Origin of the sequence: Nonomuraea glycinis (assembly GCF_035920485.1) — a bacterium.
Classification (GTDB): Bacteria; Actinomycetota; Actinomycetes; order Streptosporangiales; family Streptosporangiaceae; genus Nonomuraea; species Nonomuraea glycinis.
Window position 1 is genome coordinate 139044 of record NZ_CP109166.1, and the last position, 16904, is coordinate 155947.

Annotated in this window: 11 protein-coding genes; 5 read left to right on the forward strand and 6 right to left on the reverse strand. The window is 66.5% G+C overall.

From position 1 onward, the window contains the following. Positions 1 to 99 precede the first annotated feature (99 nt). From OHA68_RS00705 to OHA68_RS00715, 3 genes are all read right to left on the reverse strand, one after another. The gene (locus OHA68_RS00705; RefSeq protein ID WP_327105845.1) at positions 100 to 414 is read right to left on the reverse strand and encodes a hypothetical protein; all 315 of its coding nucleotides are present in this window, start codon (positions 412 to 414) and stop codon (positions 100 to 102) included. After that, positions 411 to 8318 carry a polymorphic toxin-type HINT domain-containing protein gene (locus tag OHA68_RS00710; RefSeq protein WP_327105846.1) on the reverse strand — a complete coding sequence of 2636 codons (7908 nt, stop codon included), beginning with the start codon at positions 8316 to 8318 and terminating at the stop codon, positions 411 to 413. Before OHA68_RS00710 ends, OHA68_RS00705 begins: the two co-directional genes overlap by 4 nt. A 317-nt stretch (positions 8319 to 8635) precedes the next feature. Beyond that, positions 8636 to 9223, reverse strand: a complete 588-nt coding sequence (locus OHA68_RS00715) for a TetR/AcrR family transcriptional regulator (protein WP_327105847.1) — start codon at positions 9221 to 9223, stop codon at positions 8636 to 8638. A gap of 136 nt (positions 9224 to 9359) precedes the next feature. On the opposite strand from OHA68_RS00715, the gene OHA68_RS00720 reads away from it, so the two are divergent. The 5 genes from OHA68_RS00720 (at position 9360) to OHA68_RS00740 (ending at position 14043) form a co-directional block, all read left to right on the forward strand. Beyond that, a complete protein-coding gene (locus OHA68_RS00720) occupies positions 9360 to 10946 on the forward strand; it encodes an ABC-F family ATP-binding cassette domain-containing protein (protein WP_407674410.1) in 1587 nt (528 codons plus the stop codon). Further along, the gene (locus tag OHA68_RS00725; protein ID WP_327105849.1) at positions 10940 to 11803 is read left to right on the forward strand and encodes a Vgb family protein; all 864 of its coding nucleotides are present in this window, start codon (positions 10940 to 10942) and stop codon (positions 11801 to 11803) included. The genes OHA68_RS00720 and OHA68_RS00725 overlap by 7 nt, the downstream gene beginning before the upstream one ends. Before the next feature lie 92 nt (positions 11804 to 11895). Next, positions 11896 to 12381: a pyridoxamine 5'-phosphate oxidase family protein gene (locus OHA68_RS00730; protein ID WP_327105850.1), complete on the forward strand. Its 486-nt coding sequence runs from the start codon at positions 11896 to 11898 to the stop codon at positions 12379 to 12381. Between the two features lie 74 nt (positions 12382 to 12455). Beyond that, positions 12456 to 13403: a quinone oxidoreductase family protein gene (locus OHA68_RS00735; protein ID WP_327105851.1), complete on the forward strand. Its 948-nt coding sequence runs from the start codon at positions 12456 to 12458 to the stop codon at positions 13401 to 13403. Positions 13404 to 13425: 22 nt separating this feature from the next. Next, on the forward strand, positions 13426 to 14043 hold the full coding sequence (locus tag OHA68_RS00740; protein WP_327105852.1) for a LysE family translocator: 618 nt from the start codon (positions 13426 to 13428) through the stop codon (positions 14041 to 14043). 60 nt (positions 14044 to 14103) lie between these two features. On the opposite strand, the gene OHA68_RS00745 is transcribed toward OHA68_RS00740, so the two are convergent. From OHA68_RS00745 to OHA68_RS00755, 3 genes are read right to left on the reverse strand one after another with little or no spacing between them, the layout of a single operon-like run. After that, positions 14104 to 15132 carry a PucR family transcriptional regulator gene (locus OHA68_RS00745; protein WP_327105853.1) on the reverse strand — a complete coding sequence of 343 codons (1029 nt, stop codon included), beginning with the start codon at positions 15130 to 15132 and terminating at the stop codon, positions 14104 to 14106. Positions 15133 to 15134: 2 nt separating this feature from the next. Continuing rightward, entirely contained in the window at positions 15135 to 15926 is a 792-nt protein-coding gene (locus OHA68_RS00750; protein ID WP_327105854.1) for an ABC transporter permease subunit, read from the reverse strand. Beyond that, a complete protein-coding gene (locus OHA68_RS00755; RefSeq protein WP_327105855.1) occupies positions 15904 to 16815 on the reverse strand; it encodes an ABC transporter ATP-binding protein in 912 nt (303 codons plus the stop codon). The genes OHA68_RS00750 and OHA68_RS00755 overlap by 23 nt, the downstream gene beginning before the upstream one ends. Positions 16816 to 16904: the final 89 nt, after the last annotated feature.

Consider the following 16904-nt stretch of genomic DNA (forward strand, 5'->3'; position numbering starts at 1 on the left):
CCCACCATAGGCGTCCCAAACATCCCTCATCGTCCCGAATTATTTCCCTGAGATCACCTAACTGTCAACCAATTACTTGGATGCCCGGCCAATCGAAAATCACGGAACCCCCAAGATATCCATGATTCGAGTGGTCGCGAGATCCAGAACGCGCTCCACATCTTCGCGAGGAGTTCCCGCCTCAACCACCCTTTCGATCTGCCATTCTATAAAGATTGGCATAAACCAGAGGAGTTTGACGAAGGAAGAATTTATCACTTCATCCTCGACGGGATCAACTTCACCCAGCAGCTCAATATAGGCATCAGCAAGCTCTTGAACGAACTCTCCGCCGCGCAAGCGGCCAAGGAACCCCGTCTCATCGTCCCAGGTCAGATCCAGCGCCTCAAGGAGCTCTGGATCGTCATGCCTCAATCCCAACACCCCACAATCGCATCGGAGGGTATGTAGCCATGGATCAGAACCTCCTGATCTTTTCTGGCGTAGAAGTCCAGTCTACCCTTCCCAGGGAACCCGGAGGAGACATCGGAGATTGATCCAGGAACCTTGGAAAGATCGATAGCAACAATCCCATTTCCCTTATTGTATTTATCGAATGCCACACTCGGCAACTTTGAGGTGGAAATCCAGGGGCTTCTACGTTTTCCCGCTACATGCGATAGCGGGTCGACAACTGCGTTGGGATCGCGAGCTGTGAGCCCCAAAGCCGGGTCCTCGCCAGAGGCCAAAGCCCTCCAGACAATTCCTGGCCAGGCATCCTGATCTACGGGATTGTCGTTGTGGACGAGGATGGCTTGGTCGCCCGCAAGGACATGGTAGGTGTGCAGGTCATCGACCGTCAGGTTGTGGACTCGTTGTCTCGCGGTCCACCGCTTGACTGCCGTGATCTGTACGTGCGTGCCTGCGGACGTCTGCAGCCACATGCCTGGTTGGAGCCGGCCCGCGTCAACCCATGCCCCCATGGAAGGCACCCAGAAGGGGTGGTTGTCGGTCGCCGTAATCGTCCCCGTCGCGTCGCCACGAGCACCGTCCGTGTCTACTGTGACCCTGATGAGGTGCTTGGTGCCTTCTCCTGCGATTAGCGCCGTAACGGGTTCGGCCTTGATGTGTCCGGTGGCTGAGTCAGCAGCGGCGACACGGTCGCCGATCTTGACGTCTTCGATGGCCTTGGTGTTGCCGTCGGCCATGAGCACCATGGTGCCTGGCAGGAAGCTGTTGGGCGTGTCGCAGGAGTAAGCGATGGGCGATGGCGGGTCACCGTAGTCGTAACGGATCTCATGGAGCGGCTCATCCCTGGCCCATGAGCCATCGATGCATTTAGTGAATGTCTGACCATATTCGCAGTTGATGATGTTGTCATTGTCTTTTTTGGGATTTTCGAACGGAACTCCTGGCGGGGTGCCCGTAGCGTCATTCTCCCAGAGTCTGAGTTCCGTGTCCCAGCAGACGCCTCGGGCGTCACAGTCTCCGGTTGTCTTCTTTGTGGTTTGAGTAGTCTCCTTATCATCCTTGGGCTTTTTCTTAATCCACGGACAGGACGTCGGCGGGCAAGGCGGCTGACATGTCTTCTTGATGCATCCCGTGTCATGAAGGATGACCGGCGCCTTCTTCTTACAGGACGTTCGACAACTTGGCCGCACGGGAACGCTTTTTTTCTTTTTGACAACAGGCTGCTTGGGAGTTACCTTTTTCTTCTTCTTAACGGTCTTTCTTGTAGGTTTAGGGTCACGATGGTCATCCCCGTAACGAGTCCGAGTTTTGGTGCCATATGGAGCGTATGCAACTCCCCTATTCGGGCTCGCAGAAACATTGTTTACTGAATTATCCTTTGCCCCTGCCTTTGCCCCTGCCTTTGCCCCTGCCTTTACGGCCTCATTCGCAGCTATCGCAGCGGCTCCATTTTCCACAGCGACCGGTAGAATTGTTGCTATAGCGGTGCCACCGCCAGCGCCATCCTTATCTGGATTATGGCCAGACGGATCAATATAAGATAGGGGACTACCGTTTCCGTATGCATAGCGGTTGGCTTGGATGGAGGGGAGCGGAGACAACGTCCACGTATCGCGCGAGGCAAAAGCGGCGGTCCCAGGCTGATACCAGCGGGAATGCATGTTCACCTTGCCGGTTTCCGGGTCGGTGTATTCGCCCTGGTAGCCGAGCGCCGATCTGGTCCCGGTCTGGGCAGTGACCTCGCCGAACGGATCGTAGGTGGTGGTGCTGCTCAAGGCGGTGCCTGAGAAGGTGCCGATCAGGTCGCCGTGGATGTCGGTCAGCGCTCCGAGGGGAGTGTTACCCGCTTCTGCGACCGACAGGAGGCCGCCGAACGGATCGCGGCCGTAGCGGGATTGGACGACGCCTGCTTGGTCAGTGATGGCGATGATGTCGTTGTCGAGGCCCGCGTAGGCGAAGCGCTGCTCACTGCCACTGCCGCCCTGGCGGGTGGCCACACGATCGAAGGCGTCGTAGGTGTAGCGGGCGTCGCCATCGTTGATGAGCCGGTCGAAGGCGTCGAAGGTGAGATTGCGGGTGACGCCGTTCTTGGTCTGGGTGGCCAGAGTGCCCCGCGGAGTATAGGTGTAGTCGCTGCCGTCTCCGGAGATCAGACGGTTGCGCTCGTCGTACGTGTAGGTCTTGTTGCCTGCTTTGGTGCGGTTGCCTGAGGCGTCCCAGGTGTAACTCGTGGCGGTACCGTCCGGCCCGGTCCAGGAGGTGAGGCGGCCTGCGTGGTCGTAACCATAGGTATTGGTGCCGGCCCCTGCGGTGCCAGCGGTGGTCTTGGAAATAAGGTTGTCGTCTTTGTCCCAGCCATACGTGATTTTCGCGAGCTGAGTTCCCCCGCTCTTTTGGAGCGTGTGGGTGATCGGCCGGTCGAGGGCGTCGTAGGTGTAGGTCTGCGTGTTGACGGGGTTGGTCGAGGTGACGGTGGTAAGCCGGTCAGCCTCGTCATAGTTGTAGGTATTGACGCGACCGCTGACAGGATCGGTGACGCTCTTCAATTGGTCGTCGTTGTGCCAGGTGAAGGCTGTGGTACCGGTTAAGTCGACGCGCTGGGTGGGGTTGCCCACGGCATCGTAGGCGAAGGTGGCGCTCGTTCCAGACGGGGTGGCGACCTTGGTCAGCAGGCCGCGATCGTTGTACTCGAGGCTCTGATTGCCCACCGTGGTGGCGCGGTCCGCGAGATCGTAGCTGTAGGTCTTGTCATCAGCGACGATGCCTGCGCCCGAACCAGCGACCTTGGTGACTCGATTCAGGGCGTCGTACTGCCTGTCCAGCCGCACCCCGCCCGGCTGGATGAGAGTGGTCTCGTTACCGGCAACGTCGTAGACGTGCGTCCAGGTACGGTCGGCCGGGGCGGGGTGGGCAGTGGTGGCCGGCTCAATAAGAGTCTCGATCAGCCCCAGGGGGTTGTAGCTGGTCCACGTCGTGTTCCCACGGCCGTCGGTCAGGCGAGTCGGGGCGCCTATGGCGTCATGGCCGTAACCGGTGGTGATCGACTCGGTTCCGGAAACTGGCTCCACTAGCTCGGTGAGCAGGTTGACCGCATCGTACGCGCGTCGGGTCACGTGACCTTCACCAGAGGTGAAGCGGGTGAGGTTGTCGGCGGCGTCGTAGCCCATGGTGACGCTGCGTACCGTCGCCCCGTTGCTGTTCAGGCTTTTCACACTGGTCAACCGGCCGGCCAGGTCATAGGCACCGACCATGGCGTTAGCGAGCGGGTTGGTGACCTTTTCGGGACGGCCTGCCAGATCGTAGCTGTAGGTGGAGGTGTCGTTCATCGGGTCGGTCACGGCTGTGATCTCGCCAGCGGCGTTGACCGTGTAGCTGGTCGTCCGGTTGCCGGGAAGGATCACCTTGGTGAGCTCTCCGGCGTCGTTGTAGCGCAGGTCAGTGGTGTACGCGGCACTTGTCGGGCGGCGTTCCACCGTGGTGCGAGTGATCTGACGACCGAGATCGTCATAGGTGGCTGTGACACGTGCTCCGGTGGGGTCGATCGCCGCCAGTTGCTCGCCCAACCGGTCGAACTCCGCCACCCATCGCCCGGCAGGCTGCCCTGGCGCCGCCGGTGGATCTGTGATGCGAACTGGGTTGTCCAGAGCGTCGTACTCAACCGTCGTGCTCTGCCCACGCGGATCAGTAATTTTGATCACGCGTCCGGCGGCGTCGTACTCGTATGCCGTCTTGGGCGTGACCGTGGTGCCGCCGGGTGGCGTGTACGGCATCCCGGTCAGCGACGTACGCTGACCCATCCGGTCGAACGTCGAGGTGGCAAGGCGCCCCTCAGGATCGACCACATGTGTCTGCTGGCCACCGTTGTCGTAACCGATCCGCATGGCGGGACGTGCTTGCTGGGACGATCCCGCCTTGTCGATCCGTACGGACGGGTCCTTGGTCTCAACGAGCCGGCCCATCCGGTCGTAGCGATAGGAGGTGGCGAATGCCGCCTGATCCGCCCCGTCCACATTGCCGCGCGGGTCGACCTCCTCGAGAACCAATCCACGATCGTCGACTGTCCACGTACGGGTCAGGCCATGGTCCTCATTGTTGATCGTCTCGCGGACGAGCTCGTTGTCCTTGTCGTAGGCGAACTCGCTCGTCTCAACCCGGCTCGTCCCGGATCCGGACCTCCTGGTCGTGATGACGTTGTCATTCGCGTCGTAGGTGTAGGCGGTCTTCCGGGCGAGGTTCGCCGGGTCGAATGTTTCGGAGCTGAGCCTGTCCGCAGCGTCGTACACATAGTCGACCGTGGTGGCCCTGCCACCGGTGACGTGCCGCGTGATGTTGCCAGCGGCGTCGTAGGTCAATGATTCGAGCTCCACGTCTTTGGTCGTGGTGGAACCGTTGAGCTTGACGTCATCGCCGATCACCTTGGACAGCAGGTCATCGCCGTAATAGGTATACGAGGTCTTGCGACCCATCGCATCCGTGCGTGCGGCGAGCCGCCCCACCGGGTCGTACGACAGCGACTCCAGCACAATCTCTGTGGCCGTCTGAGGATTGACGGGACTACCCGTCCAGTTCTTCAACGTACGGGTGGCAAGCTCACCACGCTCGGTATAGGTGTAGCCGAACACTGAGCCGAGTTCGTCAGTCAAGGTGGCTTGCATGCCCATCTTGTCCCAGGTAGAACGCACCACTGCGCCAGTGGCGTCCGTGACCGTCGCCTGGCCACCGAACTCGTCGTAGGTGTACGCGGTCACCCGCTCGGCGTCACCACCAGTGAGGTCGGCAACCGTCTCCGTGAGCAGGTTGCCGTCCGGATCGTAGGTGTAACTCGTCCTCGCGGTATGCGTGACATCGGTGATCTCGTTCTTCACCCCTGGAGCGGTCTCGGCGGCGACTCGCCCACGCTCGTCGTAAGTGAAGATCGTTCTCACACCGGCGGGCTCGACGTCGGAGATCTGCGTCTCGGCGATCACCCGACCCAGCGCGTCGTGCTCGAACCTGGTCACCAGCCCTGCCAGATCCGTATGTTCGGCCAGATCACCCGCTGCGGTGTAGCGCAGCGAAGTCGAGTTGCCCCGGGCATCGGTGCGGGTCTTCACCAGCCCCGCCGGAATAACACCCTCATCGACTGCCGACTCTGTTCCATCCGTGTACGCGATCGTGCTGGAACGTCCATTGGGAAAGTCGAGCGTGGCCGGGGTCATTTGTTTCGTCAGCTCACCGTGCGAGTTGTACTCCTGGGTGGTGACGTAGGTGTTGTCCGTCTCGCTGGACGAGCGCGCGTCCCTGAAGGTGAGCTGGCGACCGTTACGCGGGTCGAAATCATCATCCTTATTGAAGTGATAGGACGCGTAGTGGGTCTGACAATCACCCGCGGCGCGACAGGACCTGGCTCTGATCTGGTTACCGCGCTTGTCATTCCACCGCCGCCAGACGTTGCCATTGCGGTCGGTCGTCTTGGTCAGGAATCCGCCGGTGTCGTATGCGAACTTCGTCTTGAGCGAGCGCTGGTCTTCCTCATACATCAGGCGGTAATTACGCCCGCCGTCGTAGCCGTAAGTAACCGTGCCGTTGCGCGGGTCGGTCACCTTGACAGTCGCGACCTGCTCGGCCCAGTTGGTCTCCGGCTTTCCGATGCTCCAGGTGCCGCCGTGCCGGTCGGTATGCGTCTTGAGGCGATCGGTCGCCGTGTCGTAGGTGTTCGTCGCCCAGACCCGGCCGGACGGGAGTGTGCTTGCCGTCAGCTTGTTGGGTACCTTCGTGCGGGCCGCATAGTGGGCCTGGACTTCGGCGCTGGTCAGCGGCTTGCCGTACAGGGCGAACTCGTCGATCGAGCCATTGAACGCGAAGACACCGCGAGTCGTGGGCCCGCCAGGGATGTCGGACCAGGAGCTGCCCCGGTCACCGCTGCCGATGACAGCGTTCTCCCGGAACTCCGGATAGAGTTCGCCGTTGACCTCGCCCACCGACTGGCCGTCGAGAAACATTTCCTGACGTGTGCCGTCGACGTTGAGCACCACATGGTGCCACTGGTCATCCGTGACCGGCGCAGCGCTGGTGACCGGGGTATATACCCACGACCCGGAACTGTTCCTGATCTCCCCTAACTGGCCACGCAGAAGCCCGTCGGTCCCCACATAGAGGGCCGGCATGATCGCCCCATCCCCACCGTTGAGCTCGCTGGCGGAGAAGATCATGCCGCTCTGCGTGGTCTTGAACCAGCCTTCGATGGACACCCGATCCCGCAGCCGGGCCAGCGTGAACAGCGGCAGCCGGACATGCGACCTGGTGAAGCCGGCCGCCGTGTCCGTGCTGCCCTCCAGCGCGCCGGGCCGCCCCACGGTGACATCGGTGTACTGGGCCGTCCCTCCGCTGACCTCGTTGGCCGCCGGCTCGAACCGCTTGTCCCCCAGCCGCCAGTACCCCACCGGCTCGGAGTCCAGCACGATGCTGCGATAGCGGGACCCATCCGCGTAGGAGTAGCCGGTGCAGTTCGGTGCCGCGACCGGCGCGCACACCTGGGTCAGATTGTCACCCTCGTAGCCGTAGGTCCAGGTGAGGCTCGCACCGTCCACGGGATCGGTGAACACTGTTGCCACCCGGGGGCCGGACCAGGTGAAGTGCAACGAGCGGCCACCCACGCCGGTCACCTTGCCGAGCTTGCCGTCGCTGCCGTACGTAAGCGTCTGCTCCCGGCCGCGAGCATCCGAGATCTTCGACAGGCGGCCGGAGGCGTTGAAGAAGAAGCTCGTCGACGACTTGTCCATCAGTCGCCAACCGCCACCGTCGACATCCGACATCACGGCGTGCATCCCCGGCGGTGGCTGATATCCGCCGTCGCCCTTGCTCGCGAACCGGATCCGGCGTCCATCGGGGTAGAAGACCAGCAGTGCGGTCACCTGTGAGCCCGCACTCTCCGCCACGATCTTCATGTCCCAGAGAGTCGACCAACCCGCGCCGAAAATCCCATCGGTGCGCGCTTCGAGACTGTTGTAGGTACGCGTCACTGCCAGCGGCGGTCCCGCCACGGCTACCTGCGCATCGGTGACGGTGGTGGTGTAGTTACCGGAGATCGGCGCGAACTCCTGACCACTGCTGGCACGCTCACCCAGGTGCGCCCCAATCTCAGGCTGAGGCGCGCCGGTGACGAACGACTGCTTGTCCGTCCGCGCCGACCCGCCACCATTCGGGTCTACGACGCGGGCCCACCACTCGTACTGCTGGCCCCACTTCAACCTGCCCGCCGGCACCCGCCAGGTGTCCTCCCCCGCGCGCCTTCCCGACTCCACACACTCCGGCACCGGAGCAGGGTTCCCAGGATCCGGAAACTCGAACCCGCCATCCTCATCTTCCTCCAGCACCTCGCACACGGTGTAGAAGAAGTTGAAATCCGCCGAGGTCCCGCCGCCCCCGCTCGTCACCTGTACGCTCAGCAGCGGCGTGGCCTCTACCAGCGACCCGTGCTCGGGCCAGAAGTCGTCGATGAGCGGAAAGCCCATCGCCGCTTGCCGATCGAGCTGCTCCGCCCGCTCAACACCCCCGGGAAGCCCCGGCTCGGTGGTCTCCGGCGTGGTGGCCCTGGCAGCGGGTCGCTTCTCCAGCCGTAACGCACCACGTACGGGACCGTCCTCACCCTCTGGCGCCCCCTTAGACGCCTGGGTGACCGACGCGTCCACCAGCGCCGGCAACCCAGCAGCCGTTCCGGTCATCTGCTGGGGAAGATCGAAGAGCCCCGTGGCGAGGACCTCCGCGGCCTGGGCGACTCCCTCAGCCTGAACGGGACCCACCGGAAGAAACAGCAGCCCAGGCAGCGATGCGGCCACCAGCAACGGAATCAGGCGCGGCGATCGAGCCCACGACGAGAACCGGCGCATACGCCATCACACTCCGAACCACGAAGGACGCCCGTCAAGGCGTTAGCCGTCGCCCTCCGCAGCGGTGGAAGTACCCGTTCTCCGCGCAGCTCGGAGCTGATCATCAATCTGATGATCAACGTAAGAAATTATGACCACCCCGACAAGAGGGGCGATCATCACAAGATGGATAACAGCCCTATCTGGTACGCAACCCTCCGTTATCATCCATGATGATCGTCCTTTTCAGCCTCCAGTCCAAGACACTTGTAACGCCGTAGACGACATCACAGCGCGCCGCCCACAATCGGCCACCGGCCATCCCGAAGCTAAGGCCCTCAGAGCACGCCAGCGCGGGCTGCGGCCAGAGCGGCGTCCGCTGCCCGGTCCGCGTCCCGCTCGGTCACCGGCTCGTGGGCGACGAACAGCCGGTAGTAGATCGGCGCCACCGCCACCCTGATCACCTCCAGCACATCGACCGTGACAGGCAGCTCGCCACGATCGACGGCCCGCCGCACCACCTGGGCCGACTGCTCATGGCGGGCCTCGAAGAAGTCGTGCAGCGCGCGGGCGGCCTCGGGGCTCTGCATGGCCGCCGCCACGAACGCCGACGAGACCGGCCCCAGCTCAGGGTCGTCGAACCCGCTCTGCACCAGCCTCGCCACCCCGCGCAGGTCCTCCTCGATCGTGCCCGTGTCGGGGATCGGCCACGGCTCCTCCTGAGCCATCTCCAGCGCGTCGGCGATCAGCCCTTCGACGCTCCCCCAGCGCCGGTAGACCGTCGTCTTGTGCACGCCCGACCTCTCGGCCACGTTCTCCACGGTCAGGCCGCGCATGCCGTGCTCGGACAACTCGGACAGCGTGGCCTGCCGTACGGCGTCGCGGACCCGCGCACTGCGTCCACCGGGTCGCTTACTCGTCTCCAAAAACTACTCCAGTTGCATTAAGCCTCAAGTCGTGGCAAGCTAAAGCTACGTCAGTTGCGATTGGAGTGCCACCCTGACCATCCTTCGAAGAGTTTCCAAGGCGTACGGCCGGCATCAGGTGCTGGTCGATGTGCTCGTGTCCGTCCGGAAGGGCGAGCGGCTGGGCATCGTGGGCGAGAACGGCTCGGGCAAGTCCACGCTGCTCCGGCTGCTCGCTGGAGCCGAGCGGCCGGACGAGGGCGAGGTCGTGGTGCCCGCCGACGGCGGCTACCTCGGCCAGACGCTCGACCTCCCGCTCGGCCACACGGTTCAGCAGGTGATCGATGCGGCGCTGGCCGAGCTGCGGGCCATGCAGCGCAGGATGCGCGAGCTGGAGTCGGCGCTCTCCGACGACCTCATGGAGGAGTACGGTGATCTTGTCACGGCCTTCGAGACCCGTGGCGGCTACGAAGCCGACGCCCGGGTCGACAAGTCGCTCCACGGGCTCGGCCTGAGCCATGTCGGGCGCGAGCGGATGCTGTCCAGCCTGTCGGGCGGGGAGCAGGCCCGGCTGGGTCTGGCCTGCCTGCTGGCGGCCTCGCCGGAGACGCTGCTGCTCGACGAGCCCACCAATCATCTCGACGAGTCCGCGCTGACCTGGTTGGAGGAGCGGCTGCGCGACCACCGGGGCACGGTCGTCGTGGTGTCCCACGACCGGATCTTCCTCGACCGGGTGGCCACCGCCATCCTGGAGGTCGAAGGCGGCACGACCACCCGCTTCGGCGGCGGCTACACCGGCTTCCTGGAGGCGAAGGCGGCCGCGCGAGCACGGCACGAGCAGTCCTACGCCGCCTGGCGCGCGGAGGTGCGTCAGGTGCGTGAGCACGCCGCCACCACCGCGCACCGCGTCGCGGCGGGCCGGGTCATGCGAGACAACAACAAGATGGCCTACGACCGCAACGCCGGCCGGGTGCAGAGCTCGATCGCCAGCCGCGTGCGCAACGCCCAGGAGCGCCTGCGCCGCCTGGAGGCGGACCCGGTCCCCGAGCCGCCCCGCCCGCTACGCTTCCGTGGCACGTTCGCCCGGCCCGCGACCTCGGCGAAGGACCCGCACGGCCAAGCCACAACATCCCCACACCCCCCGCTCGGCCGGCTCCCGACACCGGCGAACGACACTGACGCACCCGCACAGGCCCTCGCCTCCGCGAACGGCACGCTGGTGGAGCTGTGTGACGTTCGTGTCGGTAACCGGCTCCACGTGGAGCGGCTGACGATCAGGGCCGGTGACCGGTTGCTGATCCACGGCGCCAACGGCGCGGGCAAGAGCACGCTGCTGCGGCAGATCGCCGAGCGGGCCCGCAGCCGGGTGGGCTACCTGCCTCAGGAGGTTCTCCACGATCCAGCCTTGTGGGTCCTGGACGCCTACGACCACGGCCCTGGTCACGAGCGTAGGGCCGCGCTGCTGGCCACCGGCCTGTTCCGGCCGGAGACGCTCGATCTCAAGGTGGGCGCGCTCTCCGTGGGGCAGCAGCGGAGGCTGGCGCTGGCCGGTCTGCTGGCGGCCGAGCACGATCTGCTGCTGCTCGACGAGCCGACTAACCATCTGTCACTGACCCTGGTGGAGGAGCTGGAGCAGGCGCTCGACTGCTTCGGCGGCGCGCTGGTGGTCGTGTCGCACGACCGTGCGCTGCGACGGCGGTTCAGGGGAACCGAGCTGGAGATTTCGGAGGGACGCATATGTTGACCAGGATTTCCGCAGGTGCGCCGTACGGCATCGCGACCGCGCCTGATGGTGCGCTGTGGTTCACGCTGGTGCATCAAGGGCGCATCGGGCGGTTGGTGCCGGGCGAGGAGCCGGTCGTGCACCAGCTTGACCCCGCTGACGGCGGGCCGACGGTGATCGCGCCCGGTGCCGATGGCGCGATGTGGTTCACCGAGTTCCAGGGTGGCCGGGTCGGGCGAATCGGGGCGGATGGGGAGGTGACGGCGTTCGACGTCTCCTCGCCGTACGGGATCGTGGCCGGTGCCGACGGGGCGATGTGGTTCACCTGCATGCAGACCGACAGGATCGGGCGGATCGGCGCGGATGGAGAGCTCACCGAGTTCGAGGTGCCGGGCGGGATGCCGTCGGGGATCGCCGCCGGGCCCGACGACGCCCTCTGGTTCACGCTCAACCAGGGCAACGCCATCGGGCGAATTACGCTGTCGGGCGAGGTCACGGTTCATCCGCTGCCGACGGCGGGGGCCGCGCCGGTGCACATTACGGCGGGGCCTGATGAGGCGCTCTGGTTCGTCGAGATCGGCGCGGGTCAGATCGGGCGCATCGACGTGGCCGGGAAGATCACCGAATATCCCCTGCCCGACCGCGGCGCCCGGCCCCACGCCATCGTGGCCGGTCCGGACGGCGCCCTCTGGTTCACCGAGTGGGCCACCGGCCACGTCGGCCGCATCACCGTGGACGGCATGATCGAGGAGTACGCCCTGCCCGAGATCTCGGAGCAGGCCGCCGAGCCGCACGGCCTGACGGTCGGGCCGGATGGGGCGATCTGGGTGGCTCTGGAGGCAGGTGCTCTGGCCAGAATCGAGGTCCCAGGCAGCTGACCCTCGCGCCTCTGAGCCGAAGGACCGTGCGCCCGAGTCACGTGACCTGTCTGCGCATTCCCGCTCTCCCTCATCGGTGCGATCATGGGCGTATGACGGCGTGGCACGAGGTCGAACAGGCAGAACCGGAGCTCGCGCAGCGCGTGCGGGCGTTGTTCGACGCCCACAAACACAAGACCATCGCCACCTTGCGAGCCGACGGGTCGCCGCGGATCTCCGGGATCGAGGCGGTCTTCGAGGACGGCGAGCTGATCTTCGGCTCGATGCCGAACGCGCGCAAGGGCGCGGATCTACGTCGGGAACCGCGGTTCGCCCTGCACTGTGCCACGGTCGACCCGATCGAGGGCTCCGAGGCGCAGTGGCCGGGCGAGGCGAAGATTTCCGGTCGGGCGATCGTTGCCGGACCGATCACCAAGGGACCGATCACCGAGGGATCGGATGGCGAGGGATCGGACGGCGACCGCTTCCACGCCGACATCACCGAGGTCGTGCACACCCACCTCAACGACGAGGCCACGATGCTCGTCGTCGAGTGGTGGACGCCCACGCACGGGCTGCGCAGGGTCGAGCGCGAGTAGCCCTCGATCGGACGCCAGACCAACCGCAGAGCCCCCCAGGAACACGAACGAACGGGGCCCTGTTGACTGAAGGCATGCATGCGATCGTGATCGCCGCCCAGGGCGGCCCAGAGGTCCTTGAGTACGTGGAGCGCCCGGATCCCACCCCAGGCGACGGGGAAGTGGTGATCGACGTCGCGGCGAGCGGCGTCAACTTCCTCGACATCTATCACCGTTCCGGCGCGTACCCTCTGCAGCTGCCCGCCGTGATCGGCTCCGAGGGCGCGGGGGTCGTGTCCGCCGTCGGGTCCGGGGTGCGGGAGGTGGCCGTGGGCGACACCGTGGCCTGGGCCGGCGTCCTGGGCAGCTACGCCGACAAGGCCGTGGTGCCGGCCGACCAGGTGGTCCCGGTCCCGGAGGGGGTGCCGGCGGACCTGGCCGCCGCCGTGATGCTCCAGGGCATGACCGCCCATTACCTCACCCACTCCACGCACGAGGTGAAGCCGGGCGAGACGGTGCTGGTCCATGCGGGAGCCGGTGGGATGGGGCAGCTGCTCATCCAGATCGCCAAGCTCAGGGGCGCCAGGGTGATCGCCACCACGTCCTCCGAGGCGAAGGAGAAGCTGGCCCGTGAGGCGGGGGCCGACGAGGTGCTGCACTACGACGACTTCGCCGAGGCGCTGGGCGGCCAGGTGGATGTGGTCTACGACGGTGTGGGCGCCACCACGTTCGACGGCGGGCTCAAGGTGCTCCGCCCGCGCGGGCTCATGGCCCTGTACGGCGCGGCCAGCGGCCCGGTGCCGCCGGTGGATCCGCAGCGGCTGAACGCGGCCGGTTCCGTCTTCCTCACCAGGCCGAAGCTGGCGGACTACATCGCGGACCGGGACGAGCTGCTGGGCCGGACGTCGGATCTGTTCGGCTGGATCGCCGCCGGTGAGCTGAAGGTGAACGTTCACCAGCGCTACCCGCTAGCGGAGGCGGCCCGCGCGCAGGAGGACCTCGCGGCCCGCCGCACCACCGGAAAACTGCTGTTGATCCCTTAGCCTCCCCAATTACCCTCCAAGCATGGACATAGCCGCATCTGTTGGGTCGTTCGCCTTGGTGGTGGCGTTGCTGACGGTGACTCCCGGCCTGGACACGGCCCTCATCCTGCGCACGTCGCTGGTGGCCGGGAGGCGCCCCGCCTGGGGCGTGGTGCTGGGTATCCAGCTCGGCACCCTCGCCTGGGGCCTGCTGACGGCCGTGGGCCTGTCCGCGCTGCTGGCGGCCTCGCAGGTCGGCTATGAGGTGCTGCGCTGGGCGGGCGCGGTCTATCTGGTCTGGATGGGCCTGCGCATGGTGCTGGCCAGGGGTGACGCGCCCGGCGAGGAGGAAGCCCGGCAGGAGGTACGGTTCCGCACCGGCTTCCGGCGCGGCCTGGTGACGAACCTGCTCAATCCCAAGGTGGGCGCGTTCTACGTGGCGATGTTGCCGCAGTTCATCCCCCAGGAGGCGCCGCACGCGGTGATGGGCCTGCTGCTGGCGGGTGTGCATGTGGGCGAAGGGCTGCTGTGGAGCGCCGCGCTGATCGGGTTCGCGGCCCTGATGAGCAGAACCCTGCGCACGCCGTCCGTCCGCCGGCTGCTCGACCGGATCACCGGCGTGGTGATCGTGGGGTTCGGCGTACGGCTGGCCGTCGACTGACCGGTGGGCGTCATCGCGGGGTTCGGCGTACGACTGACCGGGGGCCGGCCGTCGACCGACCTACGAGGGCCAGGACAGGAGGCGGGCGCCGAGCACGGCGGTTTCGAGGGTGAAGCGCTGGGTGGGGTCGTCCGGGGAGAAGCCGGTCAGGTGCCGGATGCGTTGCAGGCGGTAGGTGACGGCGCGGGTGCTGATGCCGAGCCGGCGGGCGGCGGCGGTCTGGTTGCCCTGGGCGGCGAAGACGGCTTCGAGCGTTTCGAGTAACGGCTCGGGGCCGCCGCGCGCGTCGAGCAGCGGGCTTAGCACGCTGGTCACCAGGTCGTCGATGGCGCTCCTGTCCCGCAGCAGCACGGGGAAGACGAGCAGGTCGGCGGCCTTGACCACGTCGTGCTTGAGGTCGAGCCGGTCGGCCAGGTCGAGGGCGCCGGCCGCTTCCCGGTAGGAGGTGACCACACCGCCGGGTCCGCGGTGTGGCCGGCCGACGCCGACCCGCCAGCCTGCCGGGAAGCGGGACCGTACATGGTGGGTGAACTCACCGACGGCGGCGGGGAGGGTGGCGGGGACGACGCAGACGAGCAACTCGTCGGCGTCCGACGAGCGGACGGCGAGGAGGATGTTGTGGGAGCCGAAGCGGGCGATCAGGTCGCGTTCGATCCGGTCGGGGTCGACGTCCCGCAGGCCGCCGGCGACGGCGACGACGTACGACTCGGCGAGGCGGAGGCCGAAGTGCTCGGCGCGTTCGGCGAGGCGTTCGGCCCTGCCCTGGAGCAGGTCGTCGACGAACTCCCTGCGTTCGACGTCCGCGCCTCGGATGGCGGCGAGCTGGGCTTGGTCGTACCCCTCCATGAGGGCGGAGACGGCTTTGCGCAGGGCGGGCAGTACGGCGGGACCGGTCAAGCCGTCGGCGGCGGCGAGCGCGGCGTCGACGAGCGTTCGCAGGGGGAGGCCGAGTTCGGCGGCGCGGGAGCCGGCGGCGCGGTAGGCGTCGAGTTCGGCCCGGCCGGGCGGCAGGCCGGTGGCGGCGGCCTGGCGCAGCGTGCGGAGGTGCTCGCCGAGCAGGTCGGCGGGCAGCTCCCGGCGGTCGGACACGGTCAGACTCCTACGTCGCGCCTGTCGAAGGCGAGGACCGCGGTGAGGGCGAGCACCGCGGTGGCGCCCGCCAGCACAAGGTAGTCCCCGACCGGAAGCCCCTGATAGAGGGGCTGGCCCTCGGCGTAGTAGTGGAACGGGGAGACCCATTTGAGCCAGGCGATGGCCTCGACGCTCTTGCCGATGGTGACGACGACGTAGCCGAGCAGCGCCCACCCGCCGACGACCGCCGTGGCGAGGGCCCTGCGCCCGGTCGCGGCGCCGACGGCCAGGGTGACGGTGCCGAAGAAGAGGCCGAGCAGCAGCACTCCGGTGTGGGCGGCGAGGATCCGGTCGAAGGTGACGCCGATGCCGACGGCCTCGGCCATGACCCAGGTGACGAGCAGCGTCACGGCGGCCACCGCGAGCAGGCCGAGGGCGAGGGCGGCGAAGCGGTCGAGGACGAGCCGCTTGCGGTCGATGGGCAGGGTGACGATGAGCTCCAGCGTGCCGGCCTCCTCGGGCTGGGCGATGGCCCGGTTGGCGGCGAGCATCGCGCACGCGATGAACAGGAACGGCACGAACAGCTGGTAGACGACCGACTGCAGATAGCCGGCGCCGCTGGTGAAGTCCTGCAGCCCGCCCATCAGGTCCTTGAGCGCGCCGGGGAACTTGGCCATCGCCTGCGCGCCGTAGAGGTCGGGACTCTGCTTGATGCTGCTGTAGACCCCGAGGTACATCATCATGAAGGCGCTGAGGCCGATCGCCCACCCGATGAGGCTCCGCCGGTAGTCACGCAGACTCTTGGCGATCATCGTGTCTCTCCTCGTCGCTGTAGTAGGTGAGGAAGATCTCCTCAAGGTCGGGTTCAGCGCTGACCAGGTGCACCACGGTGTGCCGGGCCGCCGCCTTGATCAGCGCGTCCGGCCTGCCGTCGATGGTGCAGCGCACGGCGGCGCCCGTCACGCGCAGGTCCCGCACGCCGGGCAGGCCGGCGAACTCCTCGGCCGGGACGGGCGCGTCGAAGTGCAGCTCGACGCGGCGCACCGCCTTCTCGCGCAGCGCGGCCACGTTCTCCACCGCGATCAGGCGACCTTCCCGTACGATGCCGACCCGGTCGGAGACGTGCTCCACCTCGGCCAGTACGTGTGAGGACATCAGCACGGTACGGCCCGCGATGCGCACCTCCCGGACCATGGCCAGGAACTCCTGCTGCACCAGCGGGTCGAGGCCGCCGGTCGGCTCGTCCAGGATGAGCAGCTCCGGCTCGTGCATGAACGCCTGGATCAGCCCGATCTTCTGCTTGTTGCCCTTGGAGAGCTTGCGCATCGGCACCGACAGGTCGGCGTTGAGCCGTTCGGCCAGGGCGTCGACGCGGGCGCGAGGGACGCCGCCGCGCACTCTGCCGAGGAACTCCAGGTAGTCCCTGGCCCGTTCCCTGCCTTCCAGGGCGAGCTCGCCCGGCAGGTAGCCGATCCTGCCGCGCACCGCGGCCTCCCGCGAGCCGCCGCCGAGGACGCGTACGTGGCCCCGGGTGGGCCTGATCACGTCGAGCAGGAGGCGGATCGTTGTCGTCTTCCCTGCTCCGTTGGGTCCGAGGTAGCCGAAGACCTCTCCCGGCTGGATCTCCAGGGTGAGATCCTCCAGTCCCCGGCGCTTGCCGTAGTACTTGGTCAGCCCTTCGGCCTGCACCACTGCTGTCATGCCTGGATGATCCCGCCCGGCGGGCGGCGGCGTCACCGGCCGACCCCGGCAGGAACGGCGGCCGTTCCCTTCCGGACTCCGGAATTCCG

Excerpts from the sequence above, each read along its gene's own strand:
- OHA68_RS00710 (WP_327105846.1), bottom strand. The coding sequence starts at position 8,318 with ATGCGCCGGTTCTCGTCGTGGGCTCGATCGCCGCGCCTGATTCCGTTG.
- OHA68_RS00725 (WP_327105849.1), top strand. The coding sequence starts at position 10,940 with ATGTTGACCAGGATTTCCGCAGGTGCGCCGTACGGCATCGCGACCGCG.
- OHA68_RS00730 (WP_327105850.1), top strand. The coding sequence starts at position 11,896 with ATGACGGCGTGGCACGAGGTCGAACAGGCAGAACCGGAGCTCGCGCAG.
- OHA68_RS00735 (WP_327105851.1), top strand. The coding sequence starts at position 12,456 with ATGCATGCGATCGTGATCGCCGCCCAGGGCGGCCCAGAGGTCCTTGAG.
- OHA68_RS00740 (WP_327105852.1), top strand. The coding sequence starts at position 13,426 with ATGGACATAGCCGCATCTGTTGGGTCGTTCGCCTTGGTGGTGGCGTTG.
- OHA68_RS00750 (WP_327105854.1), bottom strand. The coding sequence starts at position 15,926 with ATGATCGCCAAGAGTCTGCGTGACTACCGGCGGAGCCTCATCGGGTGG.
- OHA68_RS00755 (WP_327105855.1), bottom strand. The coding sequence starts at position 16,815 with ATGACAGCAGTGGTGCAGGCCGAAGGGCTGACCAAGTACTACGGCAAG.